The following is a 20,284-nucleotide window of genomic DNA, read 5'->3' on the forward strand; positions in this document are numbered from 1 at the left end:
CAGTACTTTCTTCCTACTTCTCAAAATCCTTATACAGCAGACTTGGCTGTATACCTTTGTTGTGTTGGTATTTGCCGCTTTTATAATTTTCGTATTTACCTTCAATGGTGTGGTAAAAAATCTGACAGATCTCTACGCCCGGGTATACGCGTATGGGATGCACACAGAAGATCTCCAGTGTCCAGAAGCCGCAGAAACCGACATCACCGAAACCGGCAGTAACGTGTACAAACAAGCCCAGGCGACCGATAGAGGAACGACCTTCGAGCATGGGCACATAATTATGTGATTCCGTATATTCAATCGTTCTTCCCAGGTACAGTTTTCCAGTCTCTAATAACAATCCTTCCTCAGGTATAATCAAAGGCGAAGCCGTATTTGGCTTCTTCATATCCAGCTCATTGTTGTCGTATACAAGCAGTTCATTATGCAGGCGTAAATTATAGCTGTTGGGATTTAAGCGGGAATCATCATATGGTTCAATAACAATATCTGAACCTAGTTTATCTTTAATTTCTAAACCTGAAAGAATCATGTGCGTGAATGTTAATGTACAATCTGCCGCGGCAGAACAGTGTACTGAGTAAAAAGGAATTATATACAAAGATACATTTTTTTCAAAACCTAAAATGAATTGTGGATTACTCTGTGGAAAGGAAGAGTCAACTATTCAAACAATTTAAAATCAATATTTTAAACGTGAATAAGGTTATCAACAGGTGTGTAAATACAGACAAAATTCTACTCCGGCATCTGTGTATCATATACCTGCCTGGAAGGAATGAGGCGAAGGAAGAATATACTGATCACAAAATAAATTCCGAGTGCAATTAAACTGTTTCGCATGTCGCCGGTGATTTGCCGGATCAGGCCATAACTGAAGGTACCAAGTACGATCGACATTTTATCTACTACATCAAAAAAGCTGAAATACGAAGCATGATCTTTTGTATTCACCGGCATAAGTTTAGAATAGGTTGCACGTGACAAGGATTGCACCCCGCCCATTACAAAACCGATGGAACCCGCAAGGATAAAGAAGCTTAAGCCTGGCTGTACCACATAGCCCATACAGCAGATAATGATCCATATAACCACACCAATAATCAACGCATGTGTGTTACCTACTTTGTTTGACAACTTATTTAACGCATATGCACCGGCAATAGCTACGAGCTGAATCAGCAGGATTGTTGCAATCAATGATTCTGTTTCAATATGAATAACTTCTTTGGCAAACAACGGAGCCAGATACATAACTGTTTGTACACCCATATTATAAAAGAAAAAACCAACCAGGAAACGTTGCAGTAAAGGTAATTTTTTAATGTTGTTCCATACCTTATTCAACTCTCTTAAACCATTTGTCAGCATATGACCGGTATTATTTTTCTGCTGTGCCCGCGGTAAGCCCGCAAAGGAAAGCTGTCCGAATCCCAGCCACCAGACACCAACCGTTAAGAAAGATAAACGTGCCGCAAAACTTTCTGTAATCCCTATTTTTTCATGAAAGATCAAACACACCAGGTTTATAATCAACAGCAATACACTTCCGATATAGCCCCAGGTATAGCCTTTGGCACTGATACGGTCATACTGATCTTCGGTAGCAATTTCAGGTAAATAAGAATTATAGAATACTATACTGGAACTGTAACCGATACCTGCCAGTACAAAGGCCAGTACACCGAATTCAATGGTCTGTGCATTCAGAAAATATAAGGCCGCACAAGCCAATGCCCCGGTATAACACGATATTTTCATGAATGTTTTTTTCAAGCCGGAATAATCAGCAATGGATGTCAGAAACGGACTGAGTATAGCCGCTACTAAAAACACAATGGAAACCGACCAGGAATACAATACCGTATTCGGAATAAGAAAACCAAAAAAATCTACCAGGTTGCCGTTGGTTTCATTTGTCGTAATTCCTAAAAAATATTCCGGAAAAATAGCCGTTGTTATTGTCAATGAATAAACCGAATTGGCCCAATCATAGGTGCACCAGGCATTGATGATTTTAGGATCGTTTTTTATTGTTGGTTGCATATGAAACTGACGAATGATTTTTTATTTTTATTTTTTAATTCTCTACTTGACAAGTGTAACGTTTAGAGTGTAAAGTGTAATCGTTTCATCTATTTAAAGGTGTTTACAATATAAACACCTTCTTAAAATTATTAAATTGCTTAACTTAAAGGTACACGTTATACGCTACACTTAGATACTGAACACTCTTCACTGACCACTTTCATTTCATCATTCCCTCTATCAATCCCCAGGTATAATACTTTGCAACATTTTCGATATACCGGTTAAAATCGATGTGCGCAATGGCATTTGCTTTGTCAGAGATCGAGCGTACAACAACCAGCGGTACCTTATATTCATAACAAACCTGTGCTACGGCAGCTCCTTCCATTTCAACGAAAATGGCGTCAGGAAGTTCGGCACGGATCTTTTCATATTGCGGCATGGTACCGATAAACTGATCACCACTTACCAGTAGCCCTTTGTGGACAGCAGGCTGATGGATATGCAATGCCTGCAGTTCATTTTTACTTACAAAATCATGCAGTTCTTCGCGTATAAATGTGGAACAGCTTTTATATGCATCTTCAACCAATGTTGTATCACAGGTAAATGTCACAACATCCAGCAACGGAATCTCAAACTGCGGAAAAATCGGCCGGCAATCCATATCGTGCTGCACCGATGAAGTAGCAACCACAATGTCGCCTATTTTCACTTCGTCTGTTAATCCGCCTGCAACTCCCGTAACAATTAACCGATCCACAGCAAACCGTTCAATCATAACCGCTGCTGTTACCGAAGATGCAACCTTTCCTATCCGGGATAAGCTCACCACACATTTTTTCTTTTGTATGGTGCCGACATAAAATTTACGGGTGCCTGTTTCAACAATGTTTTCTACATGCATATGGTGCAGAATCAATTCAATCTCCTGCTGCATGGGTACCAGTATGCCTGTAATTATTTCCTTTTCCATGAAACCTACTCTTGTAAAGCACCTGCAAGATGTCGTATATTGTTGATGGAATCAACCTAAGGGGATAAATTTTATGGCTACATCCGAAGAAATTTTAGAACAGACAATAAAATCAACCATTCGCGACATTGTTGATTTTCCTGAACCGGGTATTATTTTTAAGGACATTACTCCATTATTAAAAGACCCGCAATTATGTAAAGCAATCGTTCAATCTATTACTGATCAATTACGGCCGTTACAGCCGGATGCACTGGCTTGTCTGGACAGCAGAGGCTTCTGGTTCGGGTTATCCATTGCCATGGAATTGGGTATACCGATGATACCAATCCGTAAAAAAGGAAAACTGCCTTATGAAACCGTATACGAAGAATATGCCTTGGAATATGGGACCAATACAATTGAAATGCATACAGACGCTGTTCAGCCCGGATGCCGGGTAGCTATTCACGATGATATTTTAGCTACCGGCGGCACAGCAGAGGCTACATCTAAGCTGATCAAAAAAGCGAAGGGTGAAATTATTGCTTACTCATTTTTAATTGAACTGGACTTTCTCAAAGGCAAAGATAAACTGGCCCCTTACTGTACAACCATTCAATCGCTGATCAACTATTGATTTATTATAATGAAATGATTATTGAATTGTACTCCATCATTGATTTAATTTATAATCCCACGATTCCTTTATAATCCCACGGATTCCTTTATAATTCCCACGGATTCCTTTATAATCCCACGATTGAAATCGTGGGCTACAATAAAATTCAAACACATACGACTACTACATAAACTTCTTTTATGATCATTAAAAACGAATTGCTTGCCGGTGTTGCTATTGCTATAGCTTCTTTTATATGGATCTGCCTGGAATATATTATTGGCTTCCACGACAGCCTGATTGATTACCATATGTATGTTACCAATCTTGCTTATGTGCTTCCGGTTATCGGATTGTATTGGGCAATTAAAAAACGGTATGCAACGTTCCAGCCCGGACAGTTTCAATTAAAGGATGGTTTAATGAGTGGTGTGCTGGTTTCAGTAACAGCTGCCGTATTAAATTTACCGCTGCAATTATTTTTTGTCCGTTACATCAATCCGGATTTCTTTGGAAATATGATTGCCGCGGAAGCCAAAAAAGCAATTATGGATGGAGGCAACAGTATTGTAGCTATCACGGACGCACAGGAATATTATACGGAATCTTCTTACCTGATCCAGGGGTTTACAGGCTTTCTGATTCTTGGGTTATTTATTTCCCTGATGTTAAGTTTCAGATTGCTGAAAAAGGATTCTCAAAAAATTAAATAAGTGTTATCAATCTGTTGCCAGTTTCTCTAGCCAGGCAACCAGTTCAACTGCATCACTCATTGAGATAAGAAGTGGCGCATCATTTCGTATGGTTTCGAACACACCTGCATAAAATTTGCGGTAATCTCCCGGAAGCGTTGGATACACGACAGAACGCCCATCTAAGAAATTGATCTTTCCGAAGTCAAGTATATCTTCTTTGCCCCAGTCTGTACCTTCCGGCTGCTGTCCGCTATTCAGCTTTGCTTCCTGCGGATCAACCCCATATTTTGTATACGTTCCTTTATTGCCGATAATCCTCCACCGCGGTGTGCGCTCTTTCTCCAGCATGCCTGCATGGATACGGTAGGCAATTTTATTGTATGCAAATTCAACATCAAAGTAATCAATGCCAATGCTGCCCTCCCGTTGTTTTTTAATGGTAGCTTCGCATTTTTTAGGTTTCCCCAATAGCTGAAATGCCTGATCCATCAGATGGGGGCCCAGATCGTACCACAAACCATTACCCGGTGCATCTGACTCTTTCCAGTAATTAATGCGGGGTTGCGGACGGTAGCGGTCAAACCGCGATTCAATTGTTAATACATCTCCCAGTACACCTTCTGTCAGTATCTTTTTGACCGTTAAAAAGTCGCCGTCCCATCTCCTGTTCTGATATACAAAAATATGTTTCTTCACTTTTAAGGAAAGTTCCTGCAGCCGGATAGCATCTTCCAGATGAACGGTGAACGGTTTATCGACTACTACATGTTTACCTGCGAGTAATGCCTGTTCTGCAAAACCTGCGTGGGTATCATTCGGTGTTGCACATACAATTAATTCTATGGATTGATCTGCGCAGATTTCTTCAAACGTACGAACAATCTTTGCCTGCGGATATGCCTGTGCTGCTTTAAGCGGTGTACGTTCTAAAATAACAGCTAATTCAAATGATTTATCGGTATGAATAAAGGGAGCATGTAAAAATTCTCCTGCTTTCCCAAAACCTGCTAAGGCTGTTTTAATTCTTTTGGACATGCCGGTTATAATTTAATAATTTTAAATTCTACCCTGCGGTTTTTCGCTCTGTTCTCTTCTGTATCGTTGGGAACAGATGGTACAGATTCTCCATACCCTTTCGCTACCAACCGGGTAGTAATAATACCATGTAATGTTAGATATTTCACGACCGATTCGGCCCTTAATTGTGAAAGTTTTTGATTGTACGCATCGCTTCCCATATCATCTGTATGCGCAGAAATTTCTACCTGCATGGTCGCGTTTGTTTTCATCATTTCAATAACACGGTCCAGCTCCAGTTCCGATTCTTTTGTTAACGATGCGGAATCAAAATCAAAAAATAAATTATTCAACCTGAACGACGCATTCAACTTAAGCGGTTCTAACACCATGTCTTTCTTTATTGTTTCATACGCTACAGCCTTCTCCAGATCATACACTTCAGACTGAAAGCTGTATCCTTTAGAGGTTACAGACACATCGTATTTTTTACCTTTCTGCAGATACAGATTGTATTTGCCGGATAAGGAATCGTTTTCCGTTTCAGAAATTTTTTCCTTGGTTTTTATATTACTTACGCGAATAATAGCCGGCATGGGTTTATTCGTTTCTTCATTTTTTACAACACCTTCAACAAGTACTACTTCTTCCGGCCTGAACTCTTTAGGCAATGGCAGCCTGTAGATATCATCCTTATTATTTTTATTTGTATTGGATAAATAGATCACATCTCCGGAAGCCGGTACAGATATAAGTTCATCATCTTTTGGTGTATTAATAAATTCCATGGCAACAGGTGTACTCCATTTAGAACCTGTTTTTTTAGACTGATATAAATCATAGCCACCTTTTCCGCTTGTACGGTAAGATGAAAAAATCAATGTCTTCCCATCTGCCATAATCCTCGGATACCCTTCACAACCCGTATTTACAGGGGCCGGCAGTGCCTTCGGGTTAATAAAATAGTTCCCTCTTTTTTCGGCATACATCAAGATACAGCAACGCTGGCCTGTTGGCGAGTTACTGTTTCCGGCACGCATAAAATACAGTGTTTTATTATCCGGAGATACGCACGGAAAACCATCATAGCCGGCAGTGTTTACGGTGCGGCCCATGTTTTTAGGAGCCTGCCACACATCATTTATTTTTTCGCTGTACCAGAGATCCATCCCGCCCACAGTACCTTTCATGTTGGATGTAAAATATAAGCGGTTGCCGTCATAGCTAAAACAGGGGCCGCCGATAAAATCTCCCGGCTGTACACGGTTATTGATCACATCCATATCTTTAGGTTCAGACCAGGCCCCATTCTGTTGATAGGATATATACAAACGCCATCTCCCGCTTTTATCTGATTCATAGATAAGCGTTTTACCATCTGCGCTTATGGTGGGTGCAAACTCCGAAAACTGAAGTGTATTAATGGGACTTCCCAGTGAACGTAAACCCGGATTGATTAACGTAGGTGTGTCATCCTGTGCGTTAGCAATTGAACTGCACACAGCTGCCTGAATACAAAAAATAAGAAGACAGTAAATCAAATAATTTTTCATGTCTTTTGTTGTTTAAGTAATGAATAATTTTTCAATCAATCATACGGTTGATCGGGTATGCTTTCTAACTTTTTACGAACCAATAAATAACCTAAAAATCCCCCGCAGCAGCCGGCAAACAGCATTCCAAACAAACTGCCCATAATATCCGGATCGTTTATATTTTCAGCTGTAATCTGAATACCAGATATCGATACAAATAAACCAATAGCAAACGTTTCGCCCAAAAACCAAAACAAAACCGTCATAAACACCCATCTGTTTTTAGGTTGTTCTTTTTGCACAGCAAGTTTTGAGATCTGAATACATAAATAGATAACTAATATAATTTCAATCATGGGTATAGTATTCTTTTAGTAGGACTGATACTGAATCAAACGGTTCACAATCACTTCCAGCTGGTCTTTATGTTTTTCAATACACGCCGCTGCCACATGCATCAAACGTTCAATATTTTCAGGAGAAGCGTCATCCATTTCCTGATTGGCATCCAGCAGCTCCGGCTGTACACGGTGATACTGGCTGGTAGCCTGCAACGCCTGAAACTGGACGCTGAGTTCACGCTCAATGGCATCTGAAGCACCATTGATCATAACATCCAGAAGCGGATTTAACCAGCCCAGACCACCCCAGTCTTTTACCTGTTCATATGTATACACTTTTTGATTGCGGCCCGTGCCCAGAGAAACAACCTCAAACTGATCAGCGGTTAAGGGTATGCCTTTCTCGGCAAACAGCACCGATGCTTCAGTTAACGCACACAAGGTAGGGTTATTCGCATACACCGACCCATCGATCAATGTATAGGAAATACCGGTAAGGGAATCAATACGTGAAGGTTCAAAATACAACGGCGCACTTGCTGCGGCTCTGCAGACATCTTTCACATAAAAATCCAATGCTTCATTTTGCTGCGCTACATGCGATTGAAAAAATACAGGTGTTTTGCGTTCTACATCATACGATGTAATCAAACAGGGTTTCAGCAATTCACTTACTTTACTTTGTTTGAATGCAACGTTTAATACTTTTTCCAAGGGCTGATGCGGATAGCGGGCTTTTAAAAAGCCCCCCATAGATGTTACCTTGTTCCAGATATCAGCAGAGAAAATATAATTTCCTTTTTCTAAATAAAAACGCAGGGCATCGGCTGCTGTAAATTTATGTACAGCTTCACCAGCGGCTGCCGGACATAAATAGGTACAGGCGAGTATCGCACCCGTACTTGTACCTGCAACAAAATCAAAATAATCACTGATTCGTACATCCGGATTTTTTGTAAGTTGCTGCAGTCTGTTTTCCATATAGACAACAACTGTTGCCGGTATTATCCCCCGAATACCACCACCATCAATAGATAATATCCTGTATTTTTTTGTCATTAAAACTTAGCAATATCTACTTCAAAACGTTCAATAACATTCATTTCTTTATAATCCGTTTCGCCAAAAGCATCTGCAATTTTTTTCATAAATGACAAGCAGCGTTTTTTAGTAGCATCATCAAAATCATAATCATGTCGGTTCGCTTCTAAAATATCCATGGCATATTCATAGGCTTCATTCAATCCAATATGCTGAGCTTCCAGCTGATTAAACATGGCATTGATCCATTCACTATCTGTATCAGATAATTGAAATTCCTTTGTTGCTAACTGTAAAATAACTTCTTTTTCTTTTGGCTGTATTGTTCCGTCAGCTACAGCAATGGCATATGCCAGACTTCCCATTGCTCTGTGTATATTTTCTTTTGCCATTTTATTAGTATTCTATTAGTACTTCTTCTATTTAAAAAACGTTAACAACATAAATATGTTACATCTTAAATATACACATTCCTCTCTAAAAGACGAATAACACATTTAATAAATTCTTCCTGTAAACAAAAGAAGGAACATCTTTCGACGTTCCTTCTTTTGTTAACAACTGCTTTGGCTGCATGTATTATTTCATTTTCAATCCATCAATTGCTTTTTTATTTGTTGGGTCAAGTGCCAGAATATTTTTCCATGCAGCATCGGCCTTCACTTTATCACGGTTAATGGTATAATAATAAGCAATGTATTCGTTCGCTTCAATCAACTCATCCTTGTATTTCGCTCCGCCCGGTGCGCATACTTCTATTAATTTTTCATAATACGGTTTAGCTAAACCCTGCTTTGTATCAGGATCCTGTGCGGCATTGGCACGTGCACGCCATAAATATCCAATATAAATGTTTGGCTTTAATTCCAGTACTTTTACAAAACTGGAATCTGCTTTTACATATTCTTTGTTGTAATAATATGCCTGGCCCAATTCATAAAATACTTTGGGGTCTGTTGTCGTTGGTCGTATCTGCTTACTCATGTATTGAATCGCCAGCGGGAAATTTCCTTTGTTGTAGAAATAAGAGCCTATCTGACCATACATATCCAGACGTGTTGTATCACGGTCAACGGCTGCCTGGTATTGCTGTATAGCAAGTGAGTCCTGCCCTTTCTTCATCAATATTTTACCATAGTATTCAAAGTCGGCCGACTTCGCTTTTGTTGCATTCACTTTAGAAAAATAGGTTTCAATATCTTTCTGTGCAAGATCATATTTCGCTAATTCATAGTAACAAACGGCACGTCTGTTATATATGTATGGGCTGTTGTATTTTTTAGCTTCCAGTTTATTGAATACCTCAATTGCTTCTGCGTAGTTGTTATTCTTAAATAAGAAATCAGCATATCTGAATTCAACGTCATCGTTTGAATCAATATAGGTCAGGTACTTTTTATAATTCTGAATAGCCAGGTCATATTGTCTGAAACGGTTGTACAGATCACCTAATTCTCTGTAGATGGGGCCATAGGTAGGATCTGCAGCCAGTCCTTCGTTGTAATACTTAATAGAAAGATCTTTGTTGCGGGCAGCTGCATACATTTTTCCGTACTTCATTTTTAACAACGGTACTGAGTGAAATAAATTTGCTGCTTTGCCATAACTCTCCGCTTGTTTAGAACCCTCAGCCTGCTTGCCGTATGCATCACCTAACAAGATCCAGGACATGGCGTTTTTAGCATCAATCTCTGTTGATTTTTTCAACAGTGCTATTCCTTTAGGCAATTCCGCTTTATCTGCTTCCAGGATATAGTATTCACCAATTGCATTTAATACCTGAGAATTCTTTTGAGAGGTCATCTGCAATGCTTTATCAAAACTGCGCTGTCCTTCTGTAGCATTTGATTTCATCGTAATGATACCGATACCTACATAGTTCATTGCATAGGTTTCATCCGTTTTAATACCTTCCATGAAATAATACTTTGCAGAATCGGTTTTCTCTTTTCTCCAGCATATATCTCCCAGGTAATAGTAATATTCGCTTGCTTTTTTAGGAGTAGATTTTAATAGATTCTGATAAATGACAGTTGCACTGTTATACATTTCCTTCTCTACATATTTCTGAGCCTGTTCATTCTGCGCAGCAAGCGTGAACGAAAGCAGTACGGCAGAGATAAAGACAATGGCGTGTTTCATAGAAAGTGACGTTTAAGATATGTTGGTAATCGTTAGTGTTCTATTTTTAATTCAACTTCGCGGGCAGGCATTTTATAAGGCAATAAGCCTGCTTTTAGAAAGATACGCTGTCCGCGGTTGCTGATAAAGTACGAGGCAAAAGCCGTGCCCATTCCAGCATTTGCATCGTGGTTTAATACACGCAGCACACGCATAAATGGATAAGTACCTAATGCTAAGTCATTTTGAAAAGGCGAATACGCTTCAGAAGAAGGCGTTTTTGCAATCTTCAGTACCTTTACTGAAGCTAAATAATCCCGGTGTCTTTTATCTTCCAGGTTAACCAGCCAGCTGGAAGAAATACACGCCAGTGCATTTTTATGTACCTGCACAGAGCGGATAATATCTTCATCATTTCCGCCGGTATAAATATGTTTTGTTGAAGGCGGCACGCCAAGACGTTCCGTTAAATAATTAGCAACAGATGAGCCGCTGCTGTTTAATTGAATGGTATAAGCCTGGTTGTTTAAGGTACCGGATTGAAAGAGTTCTTTTATTTCATCCAGCGTAAGCGAATCTTTGGGAAAACTCTTAGGCGCAATCCAGGTTAAACCATCATAACATAAACTATCGTTATGTATACCCCATTCTTTTTTTTCAATAAATGCCTGTTCTGATGCTGTAAAATTACGGGAAACAAATACGGTGCGATAGGTATCCTTTAATAACGCATGGATACATTCGGATTCAGGCTTTACAAGCAGTGTAACTTTGCGGTGCGGATTCAATCCTTCATAGGTTGTAATAAATGTACGCACGATGCTTTCCCAGGAAGGGTCGCACAATACCGTCACCGAATCAACCGGAGTCGATGAAGCATTCGTTGATTCTGTCTTTTCAGAGCAGGAAGCAAGGAATAAAAAAGAGCAATAAAACAGAATGTATTTGAAAACAGTATTCACCTCTCACATATTACGTTCAATGAACCAGGCACGATAGCCGCGAAACGAGCCGAATAAAATTAAGAGTATGCCTATGATTAAGGTCATATTACCATCAACCAAACCTGCCAATGCATTGGGATGCGTAATTAAATAAATGCCTATGGCCGTGTATATAACGGCCATAGTCATTTTAAATCCAAGAAGAATATTTCTCACAATTACTTTTTTCTTTCTAGTTCAAAGAGAATTTAATACGTGCAACTTTTTTAACAGCTACAGGAGTTCCGTTATTTTTTCCCGGTTCCCATTTCGGCATTCCCTTTATAACACGCACAGCTTCTGCATCAATAGAGGCATCAAGCCCTCTTCCGGGTACAATATGTACATTGGTCACTTCACCTGTTGCAGTGATTGTATATTGAACAAAAACAGTACCTTCAATTTTTTTGTTTTTGGCATCAGCCGGGTAAATAAGTCTGCCTTGAACATACTTAATTACTTCTTCATCGCCGCCGCCTTTAAATTTAGGCATTTCACCCGCAAATAAGAATACTTCCGCTTCTTTTTCACCTGTACCGCCTAATTTACCATTCTCATCACCATCATTGGCAAACGGATCAATTTTACCTTTTTCACCTTCTACATTTTTATTCGAAATGTTTGTGTTTAAAAGAGAATCAAGTTCTTTCATCTGCTCCTCTTTTACCACTTTATTATCTGGTTTGATAACCGGAGGTAAAAACTTAACCTGTTCAATTTTAGGCTGCTCAACTTTTGGAGGCGGAGGCGGTAATTTTTTAATTTCTTCATCTTTTAACGGCTCATCTGTAATATCCATCTTAATTTCAACCGGCACATATGCCTCTACAGGCTTTGCTGTAATGGTTAAATAGAAGTTGATGCCAGCCATAAGAAGTATGAAACTTGCGCAGGTGATAATCGTAGCCTTCGTTACATTGATGTCATATAATACACGAAGAAAATAGCCGCCGTACGATTTATTTCTGTCTTCAAAAACAATCTCGTCTAAAGTAGCTTTATATAAGTCCAGTTCCTTTTCCATAGATTAATTTACTGAAGCGTTTTCTGCCTGAACCAATTTAATATCATCGGGAGTTGCTTCAACCAAAGCTTTTTTACCAATACCCAGTATGGCTAACTCATCAATAATATCAATTAAATTTTTGTATTTCGAATCTTTCATCGGTTTGATCACAACGTTTAAGTCTGCACCAACGGCTTTCTTACGTTCGATCAGTGTTGCACGGATTCCGTCATCAGAGAAATCTGTTTCGTGAAAATCAGTGCTGCCATCCTGATTCATTGTATACCAGTATATAGCATCATCTTTTCCTAAGATCAGTGTGATTGCATTACTGGCTTTCAATTCCGGTTGATCTTCCGGATTTGTTACATCCGGAGGAACCCCGAAATCAAATTTCTGTTGCTTTGTTAAAGTGGTAGCCAACATGAAGAAAGTAATTAAAAGGAAAGCCAAATCCACCATCGGTGTCATATCTACTTTCGTAGACATTTTTTTGGATCTTTTTTTACCATCCTTACCGCCGCCGCCGCCTGTGTTAATTTCAGCCATGGTATCTTATAAGTTTGCCGGTTTAGCTTCCAGTGTTGTAACCAGACTAAACGCATAAATTCTTCTTTTCTTAAGGGTAGCGATTACTTCTCCAAACTTGTTATAGTTTGCATCTTTATCGCCTTTGATCGCGATTGTAAGCTCAGGCCTTACTCCTGTTGCTGTTGCGATCCACTGTTCCAGTTCATTGTTGGTTGAATCTGCAGGAATTCCTGTTTGAGGAAAATTCTTTCTTATTTCTGTAGATTGTGCCAGATACGAAACTAAATCTGCTTTTTGCATACCAAAGGTTTCCGTTAACTCAAAAGCTTCTTTTTGCTTAGGTGTTAAGTTTACTTTAAAGGTATTTGCATAGGCATCAATCATTTCTCTGCGTAATGTCTGATCCGGTATCGTAAGGAAAATACGGTCATCATTACTGATGGAGATACGGATCAGATCCTTCTCTTCGTATTTCTGAGTAGATACAGACGATGGCACATCAAACTGAGCGGGCTCAGGTACCTTCATCTTCGCGGTAAGGATGAAGAAGGTCAGTAACAGGAATGCCATATCACACATGGCAGTCATGTCAAGAGAAATGCTGTGTCTTTTTGTTTTTACTTTGGACATGGCCTAAGGGAATTGTTAATTAAGCCAATACAGCTGATTCTTTATCTTTATTGTTTGCAGCAAAATTCTGATTGATACTGAAACCTACTTCGTCAATGCTGTATGTTAACGTATCGATCTGGCTTGTAAATAAGTTATAGAAAATGATTGCGAATGCAGAAGATGCAATACCAAGAGCCGTGTTGATCAAGGCTTCAGAAATACCTGTTGCTAATGCTTCAGCATTTGGCGTACCCGAACTTGCAAGGGCAGCGAAGGCTTTAATCATACCCATTACTGTACCTAACAAACCTACAAGTGTTGCAACGGATGCAAGCGTAGCTAAAATTGTTAAGTTCTTTTCTAAAATCGGTAATTCCAACGAAGTAGCTTCTTCTAATTCTTTTTGTAACGCTACCTGCTTCTGATCTTTGCTCATTGTTTTATCAGCAGCAACAGACTTATATTTTTTTAATACTGCAAGTGTTACGTTTCCTAAAGAACCTTTTTGCTCTTCACATACACTGATTGCAGAATTAACATCATTTGAAGATAAATAAGATTTTATTTTACGCACAAAGTTATCTAATGAGCCGCTTCCGTAAGCCTGGCGGATTGTAATGAAACGTTCAACAGAAAACGTAATCACCATTAAGAAAAATGACATCAAAACCGGAACAATCGCTCCACCTTCATGAACAATCGCTAAATAATTGCCTGGTTTGGCTGATCCATTCTCCTGAAAATTACTCGGAGCACCAAATATAAACACATAGATAAGGATGGCTACTGCTAAGCAGATAGGAATTACTAATAATGCAAACGTTGAACTGAATTTTGATTTTTGTGGGATTGCTAAATTTTCCATGTTATTTTTAACTTAAGATACTATTCAGATTAAATTCGATACAAATTTCGGGATTACTGTATTAAGAGAATGTTAATTTTAGATATTTCCTTAATCAATTTACTAACAATAATTGTAAAATGCTGACTGGTAATAATTTATTTTTCATTTTAATTTCTGTCAATTCTAATAAAATATTTATTTTGCAGGCGATTTTTCTATTCTCTACTAAGTTAGTATACAAAACTACAATTGTTTATTAAAAACTACAAATATTTTCAAAATATTATTTCGAAATACTAAAATTAAAGTATACAAACAGAATTTTATTATGCAAAACACACATAAATACATCCTAATAATTGGTTCAGGCACAATGGGCAGCGGAATTGCGCACTCATTTGCACAGTTTGGATTTCAGGTATTTTTATGTGATTCAAATGCTGCAGCTTTAAACAAAGCCATGCTGCAAATTTCAACGAACCTAGAACGACAGATTTCCAAAGGTATTATCCCCGATTCCGAAAAAGAGACAATTATTTCGCGCATTACCCCCATTACCGATTTTAAAGAAGCCGCAAAAACAGTATCCCTCGTGGTTGAAGCAGTACCCGAACTGCTGGAAATTAAAGCAGATCTATTTAAAGAACTGGATATGCATTGCCCGCCGGAAACGATTCTTGCCAGCAATACCTCCTCCATATCGATCACCACATTAGCAAGTTATACAAGCCGGCCTGAAAAAGTTATCGGGATGCATTTTATGAATCCGGTGCCTGTAATGCAGCTGGTTGAAATTATAAACGGATTATTAACAAGCAGCGAAACAACGCGTCGTATTGAAGAAATCAGTACACAATTGAACAAAATTCCTGTACAAACCGCTGATTATCCAGGATTTATTTCAAACCGGATTCTTATGCCGATGATCAATGAAGCCATTTACTGTGTGCAGGAAAGAGTAGCAGGAATTGCCGAGATTGATCAGATTATGAAACTGGGTATGGCACACCCAATGGGTCCTTTACAGCTTGCCGATTATATTGGGCTCGATGTTTGTGTTAATATTTTAAATGTGCTGTACAAAGGCTTCGGGAACCCCAAATATTCCCCTTGTCCGTTGTTAGTCAACATGGTTCATGCAGGACTTCTGGGAAGTAAAACAAAAAAAGGATTTTATGATTGGACCAATCCCAAAAATTTGGTCTCTAACGACATAATCCTATAAATGTTTCTATTTCTTAGATTTTTTGTATAAATTCACCTTAATATTCAATCCTTATATTATGCTCCGAATATATCTATTGTGTTTTTTTATCAGTATTCTTCAAATAAATAGTTTTGCTCAGACCATTGGGGGAAAAGTGCTTTCCCAGCAATGGAAAAAGATTGAATATGGCTATAATCCGGATAGTATACAGATAGATAACATTTATTATATCCATGGCGATGGGATGTTTATGTGTACCAACAAAGGCCTTTATTATTATATTGATTCCATATACCGGTTTAAAAAGATAAATGTCTCCCCAAATCTTGCCAATGCCCGTGTAAGCATCATTATGAAACATGTTGATTACTATTACACAGGTTTCAGAGATGGTTACGGTCTGTATAGAAGCCACGATTTAAAAAAATGGGAACCATTGGGTAGCGGAAAGCTGGGCACAAGTAAGATCTTCTATTTATACAGCATGGATTCAATGTTATTCGTATGCAACTGGCAAAAAACCATTTACCTGTCTCATAATCTTGGAAAAACATTCAGAGGTATCAGCGTAGGGTTTAATTCGCTGGGCAAAAGCTATATTAATAACATCGAAAACTCGGAAGAGTATATGTTCTGCAGCATGAATGGCGATGGTGTATATTCGTTGAATATTAAAAAAGGAACTGCCTGGGAACACAGCGATAAAGGATTACCTGAAAGCAAAAACATCGGTGAAATAGCAGATATAGGTAAAACATTGTTTCTGGCGACAGATAATGGTGTATACCGGTCAGATAACAAGGCATCTTCCTGGAAACCCTATAACACAGGCATTTCTGGCAAACTCATTACCCGTTTGGTAGCCGAAGGTGGTATTCTGTATGCTGCTACAAACAAGGGAGAATTATTTTATTCGGAAGATTTAGCTGTAACCTGGAAAAAAATCCCGATTGATTTTATGCAATCGCCTATCAGTGGTGTGTGTGTAACCGATAAGGCCGTATTTGTAGCGGTAAACGGTTTAGATGCAAAACCTTCTTATGTTTACTACTTACCATTCCTTCTTAAAAAGTAATTACCTGAAAATAAATACCAATGCATAAAATAAGAGCCGCTGCAATACATGCAGCGGCTCTTATTTTTTAATGCGCATTTGTTAACAGGCTTATTTTCCTAAGTATGCACGATACATCCAGACCAGCTTCTCCTGCTCCCGGATATAGTCGCTCATTAATGCATTTGTTCCCTCATCATTGGCTTTAGCAGACAATTCCAACAGATCACGCTGCTTGGTAATGATTACCGTAAATGCATCCAGAATATGCTGAATAGCTACTTTCCCTTCCGTCACGTTTTTTACCGATGCAATGTTAGATGTGGCCAGATAATCGGCATACGAATGCATCGGTGTATGTGCAAGCGTTAATACACGTTCTGCAACTTCATCTATTTTCAGTACAAGATTATTGTACAATTCTTCAAATTTAAGATGCAATTCAAAAAACTTGTCTCCGGAAATATTCCAGTGATACCCACGCGTATTCATATAAAAGATCGAATAATTCGCGAGTAGATCATTCAATTTTTCTGCTAATTCTTTAGCCAACTGCTCATCCAGCCCGATTGAATTTAACTTGCTCATAGTTAGGTAATGGTTTAATGTGAATGATTATTTCTTATCCCTCAAATATAGAGTTGTTGATCAAAAATACAACTCCGCTTAAAAAACAATTATAGAATTACGTTACGATTTGCTTTTTCTTAGGCTGCATACATACGGCCATCTGAAATTTACAACGGTTAAAGCATTCTTTTCTAAATTCGATTAACTATAAAAAGTACAATTCAGCAAACGTAAAAAAGGAGGACATCTGCCCTCCTTTTTACGGTTTATATATAGATATAGAATTATATGCTTACGTTGTTTTCTCTTAACGCATCATTCAACGATGTCTTCAAATCTGTACTTGGTTTTCTTTTGCCAATGATTAAGGCACATGGGACCTGGTATGTACCTGAAGCAAATTCTTTCGGAATAGTACCCGGAATAACAACGGAACGTTCCGGAACAAAACCTTTATATTCTACAGGTTCAGGACCAGTGACATCTATAATTTTAGAGCTTGCTGTTAAAACAACATTAGCACCTAATACCGCTTCTTTCCCAACTCTAACTCCCTCAACGACAATACATCTGGACCCTAAAAAAGCACCATCACCAATAATTACAGGAGCTGCCTGTACAGGCTCTAATACACCGCCAATACCAACACCACCACTCAAATGTACATCTTTACCGATCTGCGCGCAGCTGCCAACCGTTGCCCAGGTATCAACCATGGTACCTGAATCTACATAAGCACCGATATTTACATAAGAAGGCATAAGGATTGTCCCCTTTGCCAGGTATGCGCCATAACGTGCAACAGCATGCGGAACCACTCGGACCCCCAATGCTTCGTACCCTGTTTTTAACGCCATTTTGTCATAAAACTCCATCGGACCACATTCAATGGTTTCCATTTTCCGGATCGGGAAATACATAATCACGGCCTTTTTTACCCAGTCATTTACTGTCCAGCTGCCATCTTCATTTGGTTGAGCAACACGCAAACGGCCCTTATCCAACTCTTCAATAACTGCATTAATTGTATTCTGTACTTCTGAAGTGGAAAGCAATGAACGATCTTCCCACGCTTTTTCAATAATTTCTTTCATTGTAATGTTGTATGTATAATTTTTTAGTTATTTTTAAGAATATGATGAAACACAGAATTTTACTGGGTTCGGTCTTAAAGCCAACAAATGATTCCCGAATGTACGAAAAAATCGGGGAAAGTCTGAGCGTTTTACCAAATTCAGAAATTCATGTTGCCGGATATAAAAGTGAACAGAACGACCTGAAAAATATCCGGTTTTATCCAATTTTTTCCTCCGCGCGCCTATCCGTTTTACGGTTTATTGCACCTTGGAAATTTCTCTTTTTAGCAGTTAAAGTAAAACCTCATACCATCATATGTTCAACACATGAATTACTGCTAGTTACCTGTTTATACAAAATATTATTTGGTTGTAAATTTATTTACGATGTACAAGAAAATTACTTTTATAATATCCTCTATACCGACACATTCCCGTCTTTTTTAAAGCCTGTTCTTGCTCATTGGGTGAAGCTAAAAGAAACCGTGTGTAAAAAGCAATTAGACGGCTATTTATTAGCAGAAAAAACATATCAACAGGAACTCAACGGACGTATTCATGAACCTGCTCTTGTACTTGAAAACAAGTATCAGGGTGCTTGTCCGAACAAATTGGAAATAGTAAAAATCACAGAAGGAAATAAAATCCGGCTGTTGTATTCCGGAACAATTGACACTTCTTACGGAGTTTTTGAAGCAATTGATTTAATTATACGGCTTTACTTACTTGACTTCCGGTTTGAATTAACCATCATTGGTTTTGCCCCCAATAACCGTGAACTTACTAAAGTCAAAAACCGCATCGCTCCCTACCCGTTCATCAAGCTTATCGGGGGCGATAAACCTGTACCACACCCTGACATTTTATCAGCTATCAAGACCCACGACTTCGGATTACTCCCGTACCGTTTTAATGAAAGTACAACCCTTCGGGTACCTACCAAACTGTTTGAGTATTTACTGAATCATCTTCCGGTTATCAGTTCACACAATAAAACATGGGAGGAATACATCAAAAAATTCAATGCCGGTATCATTATTCCTTTTTCAGATCTTCCTAAAGCAACGATCATAAAAGAACAGATTTTAAATACAGAGTTTTATACCCAGGGCAACCCGGCCGAATTGATCTGGGAAGAATCAAAATTATTGAACTGGTACAGCGAACACTTTTTAAACTAACCAACAGGTACTTTTCATATTTACACGACCTGTTCCAGACATCCTGCTCTTCTTTCAACATATTTGAATAATACAATTAAGCAACACAATATTTTCATTAGAAAATAAATATGTCAAAATATTTTTTTAGAGCATCCTAAAATATTATTTTTATATAGCGAAAAATAAAAGCATGCTAACCCACACCGAAGAAAACTACATCAAAACAATTTACCATTTGTCCGGTGAGGATAACCGGGATGTATCTACGAACGGAATTGCTGAAGTATTAAAGACCAAACCTGCTTCCGTTACGGATATGCTTCGTAAACTTTCGGAAAAATCTTTTATCAATTACATCAAATACCAGGGGGTAACACTTACTAAAAAAGGCAAAAAAGAAGCCTTGCAGATTATCCGTAAGCACCGTTTGTGGGAAGTATTTTTGGTAGATAAGCTAAAGTTTCATTGGGATGAAGTACACGATATAGCTGAGCAGCTGGAACACATTCAATCGAGCGTATTAATAAGCCGGCTGGATGAATTTCTGGGCAATCCGGCTTTTGACCCGCATGGTGACCCTATTCCCGATCAGCAGGGAGAGATTACCGTGCGGAGGAAGTACCTCTTATGCGACATGTCTGTCGGGTTTAAAGGAATTGTTGTGGGCATGCTTGAAACTTCCCCGGCATTTCTTCAATACTTAGATCGCTTAAATATTTGTCCGGGTGCAAAAATTACCATTAAAGACCGCATTGTGTTTGATGGTTCACTTGAAATTGTACTCCAGGAAAGCAAACATCTGGTTATTTCTTATGAAGTAGCCAAAAACCTATACGTTACCGATTAACATCAATATTATAACCCGAGCGTTCAC

At 38.7% G+C, this 20,284-nt stretch carries 23 protein-coding genes; 6 read left to right on the top strand and 17 right to left on the bottom strand.

The genetic code is table 11. The features are described 5' to 3' along the window. Window positions 1–13: 13 nt before the first annotated feature. From dcd to CHU_RS09800, 3 genes are all read right to left on the bottom strand, one after another. A complete protein-coding gene (gene dcd / locus CHU_RS09790) occupies window positions 14–535 on the bottom strand; it encodes a dCTP deaminase (protein ID WP_011585385.1) in 522 nt (173 codons plus the stop codon). Window positions 536–741: 206 nt separating this feature from the next. Then, the gene (locus tag CHU_RS09795) at window positions 742–2,049 is read right to left on the bottom strand and encodes an MFS transporter (protein WP_011585386.1); all 1,308 of its coding nucleotides are present in this window, start codon (window positions 2,047–2,049) and stop codon (window positions 742–744) included. 202 nt (window positions 2,050–2,251) lie between these two features. After that, window positions 2,252–3,010 (bottom strand): 5'-methylthioadenosine/adenosylhomocysteine nucleosidase, encoded by a 759-nt coding sequence (locus tag CHU_RS09800; protein WP_041932319.1) that lies wholly within the window; start codon window positions 3,008–3,010, stop codon window positions 2,252–2,254. A gap of 73 nt (window positions 3,011–3,083) precedes the next feature. Here CHU_RS09800 and CHU_RS09805 point away from each other — a divergent pair, with 73 nt between their 5' ends. Both CHU_RS09805 and CHU_RS09810 read left to right on the top strand, forming a co-directional pair. Beyond that, entirely contained in the window at window positions 3,084–3,629 is a 546-nt protein-coding gene (locus CHU_RS09805) for an adenine phosphoribosyltransferase (protein WP_011585388.1), read from the top strand. Window positions 3,630–3,811: 182 nt separating this feature from the next. Further along, window positions 3,812–4,324 (top strand): DUF4199 domain-containing protein, encoded by a 513-nt coding sequence (locus tag CHU_RS09810; RefSeq protein ID WP_011585389.1) that lies wholly within the window; start codon window positions 3,812–3,814, stop codon window positions 4,322–4,324. A gap of 6 nt (window positions 4,325–4,330) precedes the next feature. On the opposite strand, the gene CHU_RS09815 is transcribed toward CHU_RS09810, so the two are convergent. The 12 genes from CHU_RS09815 to CHU_RS09870 all read right to left on the bottom strand — a co-directional run bounded on the left by CHU_RS09815 (window position 4,331) and on the right by CHU_RS09870 (window position 14,358). Further along, window positions 4,331–5,341, bottom strand: a complete 1,011-nt coding sequence (locus CHU_RS09815) for a Gfo/Idh/MocA family oxidoreductase (RefSeq protein WP_011585390.1) — start codon at window positions 5,339–5,341, stop codon at window positions 4,331–4,333. A 5-nt stretch (window positions 5,342–5,346) separates the two neighbouring features. Beyond that, window positions 5,347–6,876: an OmpA family protein gene (locus CHU_RS09820; protein WP_011585391.1), complete on the bottom strand. Its 1,530-nt coding sequence runs from the start codon at window positions 6,874–6,876 to the stop codon at window positions 5,347–5,349. A 35-nt stretch (window positions 6,877–6,911) separates the two neighbouring features. After that, entirely contained in the window at window positions 6,912–7,214 is a 303-nt protein-coding gene (locus CHU_RS09825) for a hypothetical protein (RefSeq protein WP_011585392.1), read from the bottom strand. Window positions 7,215–7,229: 15 nt separating this feature from the next. After that, window positions 7,230–8,258: a patatin-like phospholipase family protein gene (locus CHU_RS09830; protein WP_011585393.1), complete on the bottom strand. Its 1,029-nt coding sequence runs from the start codon at window positions 8,256–8,258 to the stop codon at window positions 7,230–7,232. Continuing rightward, window positions 8,258–8,632 (bottom strand): TerB family tellurite resistance protein, encoded by a 375-nt coding sequence (locus tag CHU_RS09835; RefSeq protein WP_011585394.1) that lies wholly within the window; start codon window positions 8,630–8,632, stop codon window positions 8,258–8,260. Before CHU_RS09835 ends, CHU_RS09830 begins: the two co-directional genes overlap by 1 nt. A gap of 187 nt (window positions 8,633–8,819) precedes the next feature. Further along, window positions 8,820–10,382: a tetratricopeptide repeat protein gene (locus CHU_RS09840; RefSeq protein WP_041932320.1), complete on the bottom strand. Its 1,563-nt coding sequence runs from the start codon at window positions 10,380–10,382 to the stop codon at window positions 8,820–8,822. Between the two features lie 32 nt (window positions 10,383–10,414). Beyond that, the gene (locus tag CHU_RS09845) at window positions 10,415–11,323 is read right to left on the bottom strand and encodes a substrate-binding domain-containing protein (RefSeq protein ID WP_011585396.1); all 909 of its coding nucleotides are present in this window, start codon (window positions 11,321–11,323) and stop codon (window positions 10,415–10,417) included. 3 nt (window positions 11,324–11,326) lie between these two features. Continuing rightward, window positions 11,327–11,521, bottom strand: a complete 195-nt coding sequence (locus CHU_RS09850; protein WP_011585397.1) for a hypothetical protein — start codon at window positions 11,519–11,521, stop codon at window positions 11,327–11,329. A gap of 16 nt (window positions 11,522–11,537) precedes the next feature. Then, window positions 11,538–12,368 carry an energy transducer TonB gene (locus tag CHU_RS09855; protein ID WP_011585398.1) on the bottom strand — a complete coding sequence of 277 codons (831 nt, stop codon included), beginning with the start codon at window positions 12,366–12,368 and terminating at the stop codon, window positions 11,538–11,540. Window positions 12,369–12,371: 3 nt separating this feature from the next. Continuing rightward, window positions 12,372–12,899: an ExbD/TolR family protein gene (locus CHU_RS09860; protein WP_011585399.1), complete on the bottom strand. Its 528-nt coding sequence runs from the start codon at window positions 12,897–12,899 to the stop codon at window positions 12,372–12,374. 6 nt (window positions 12,900–12,905) lie between these two features. Beyond that, entirely contained in the window at window positions 12,906–13,511 is a 606-nt protein-coding gene (locus CHU_RS09865) for an ExbD/TolR family protein (protein WP_011585400.1), read from the bottom strand. A 19-nt stretch (window positions 13,512–13,530) separates the two neighbouring features. Continuing rightward, window positions 13,531–14,358: a MotA/TolQ/ExbB proton channel family protein gene (locus tag CHU_RS09870; protein ID WP_011585401.1), complete on the bottom strand. Its 828-nt coding sequence runs from the start codon at window positions 14,356–14,358 to the stop codon at window positions 13,531–13,533. Window positions 14,359–14,668: 310 nt separating this feature from the next. Between CHU_RS09870 and CHU_RS09875 the strand changes: the two genes are divergently transcribed. Then, a complete protein-coding gene (locus CHU_RS09875; protein ID WP_011585402.1) occupies window positions 14,669–15,565 on the top strand; it encodes a 3-hydroxyacyl-CoA dehydrogenase family protein in 897 nt (298 codons plus the stop codon). A 58-nt stretch (window positions 15,566–15,623) separates the two neighbouring features. Then, entirely contained in the window at window positions 15,624–16,622 is a 999-nt protein-coding gene (locus CHU_RS09880) for a hypothetical protein (protein ID WP_238379252.1), read from the top strand. Window positions 16,623–16,712: 90 nt separating this feature from the next. Here the strand turns inward: CHU_RS09880 and CHU_RS09885 are convergent, their stop codons facing one another. Both CHU_RS09885 and CHU_RS09890 read right to left on the bottom strand, forming a co-directional pair. Then, window positions 16,713–17,189 (bottom strand): Dps family protein, encoded by a 477-nt coding sequence (locus CHU_RS09885; RefSeq protein WP_011585404.1) that lies wholly within the window; start codon window positions 17,187–17,189, stop codon window positions 16,713–16,715. Between the two features lie 266 nt (window positions 17,190–17,455). Then, complete coding sequence (locus CHU_RS09890; RefSeq protein WP_011585405.1) at window positions 17,456–18,265, bottom strand: 2,3,4,5-tetrahydropyridine-2,6-dicarboxylate N-succinyltransferase; 810 nt, start codon at window positions 18,263–18,265, stop codon at window positions 17,456–17,458. A gap of 41 nt (window positions 18,266–18,306) precedes the next feature. On the opposite strand from CHU_RS09890, the gene CHU_RS09895 reads away from it, so the two are divergent. Beyond that, window positions 18,307–19,428: a glycosyltransferase gene (locus CHU_RS09895; RefSeq protein WP_072355998.1), complete on the top strand. Its 1,122-nt coding sequence runs from the start codon at window positions 18,307–18,309 to the stop codon at window positions 19,426–19,428. A 172-nt stretch (window positions 19,429–19,600) separates the two neighbouring features. Then, a complete protein-coding gene (locus CHU_RS09900; RefSeq protein WP_011585407.1) occupies window positions 19,601–20,257 on the top strand; it encodes a metal-dependent transcriptional regulator in 657 nt (218 codons plus the stop codon). The last annotated feature ends 27 nt before the right edge of the window (window positions 20,258–20,284 follow it).

This window comes from Cytophaga hutchinsonii ATCC 33406 (genome assembly GCF_000014145.1).
GTDB lineage: Bacteria > Bacteroidota > Bacteroidia > Cytophagales > Cytophagaceae > Cytophaga > Cytophaga hutchinsonii.

Excerpts from the sequence above, each read along its gene's own strand:
- CHU_RS09875 (WP_011585402.1), top strand. The coding sequence starts at position 14,669 with ATGCAAAACACACATAAATACATCCTAATAATTGGTTCAGGCACAATG.
- CHU_RS09840 (WP_041932320.1), bottom strand. The coding sequence starts at position 10,382 with ATGAAACACGCCATTGTCTTTATCTCTGCCGTACTGCTTTCGTTCACG.
- CHU_RS09895 (WP_072355998.1), top strand. The coding sequence starts at position 18,307 with ATGATGAAACACAGAATTTTACTGGGTTCGGTCTTAAAGCCAACAAAT.
- CHU_RS09890 (WP_011585405.1), bottom strand. The coding sequence starts at position 18,265 with ATGAAAGAAATTATTGAAAAAGCGTGGGAAGATCGTTCATTGCTTTCC.
- CHU_RS09830 (WP_011585393.1), bottom strand. The coding sequence starts at position 8,258 with ATGACAAAAAAATACAGGATATTATCTATTGATGGTGGTGGTATTCGG.
- CHU_RS09805 (WP_011585388.1), top strand. The coding sequence starts at position 3,084 with ATGGCTACATCCGAAGAAATTTTAGAACAGACAATAAAATCAACCATT.
- CHU_RS09900 (WP_011585407.1), top strand. The coding sequence starts at position 19,601 with ATGCTAACCCACACCGAAGAAAACTACATCAAAACAATTTACCATTTG.
- CHU_RS09870 (WP_011585401.1), bottom strand. The coding sequence starts at position 14,358 with ATGGAAAATTTAGCAATCCCACAAAAATCAAAATTCAGTTCAACGTTT.
- CHU_RS09865 (WP_011585400.1), bottom strand. The coding sequence starts at position 13,511 with ATGTCCAAAGTAAAAACAAAAAGACACAGCATTTCTCTTGACATGACT.
- CHU_RS09800 (WP_041932319.1), bottom strand. The coding sequence starts at position 3,010 with ATGGAAAAGGAAATAATTACAGGCATACTGGTACCCATGCAGCAGGAG.
- CHU_RS09825 (WP_011585392.1), bottom strand. The coding sequence starts at position 7,214 with ATGATTGAAATTATATTAGTTATCTATTTATGTATTCAGATCTCAAAA.
- CHU_RS09860 (WP_011585399.1), bottom strand. The coding sequence starts at position 12,899 with ATGGCTGAAATTAACACAGGCGGCGGCGGCGGTAAGGATGGTAAAAAA.
- dcd (WP_011585385.1), bottom strand. The coding sequence starts at position 535 with ATGATTCTTTCAGGTTTAGAAATTAAAGATAAACTAGGTTCAGATATT.
- CHU_RS09795 (WP_011585386.1), bottom strand. The coding sequence starts at position 2,049 with ATGCAACCAACAATAAAAAACGATCCTAAAATCATCAATGCCTGGTGC.
- CHU_RS09810 (WP_011585389.1), top strand. The coding sequence starts at position 3,812 with ATGATCATTAAAAACGAATTGCTTGCCGGTGTTGCTATTGCTATAGCT.
- CHU_RS09855 (WP_011585398.1), bottom strand. The coding sequence starts at position 12,368 with ATGGAAAAGGAACTGGACTTATATAAAGCTACTTTAGACGAGATTGTT.
- CHU_RS09885 (WP_011585404.1), bottom strand. The coding sequence starts at position 17,189 with ATGAGCAAGTTAAATTCAATCGGGCTGGATGAGCAGTTGGCTAAAGAA.
- CHU_RS09880 (WP_238379252.1), top strand. The coding sequence starts at position 15,624 with ATGCTCCGAATATATCTATTGTGTTTTTTTATCAGTATTCTTCAAATA.
- CHU_RS09815 (WP_011585390.1), bottom strand. The coding sequence starts at position 5,341 with ATGTCCAAAAGAATTAAAACAGCCTTAGCAGGTTTTGGGAAAGCAGGA.
- CHU_RS09820 (WP_011585391.1), bottom strand. The coding sequence starts at position 6,876 with ATGAAAAATTATTTGATTTACTGTCTTCTTATTTTTTGTATTCAGGCA.
- CHU_RS09835 (WP_011585394.1), bottom strand. The coding sequence starts at position 8,632 with ATGGCAAAAGAAAATATACACAGAGCAATGGGAAGTCTGGCATATGCC.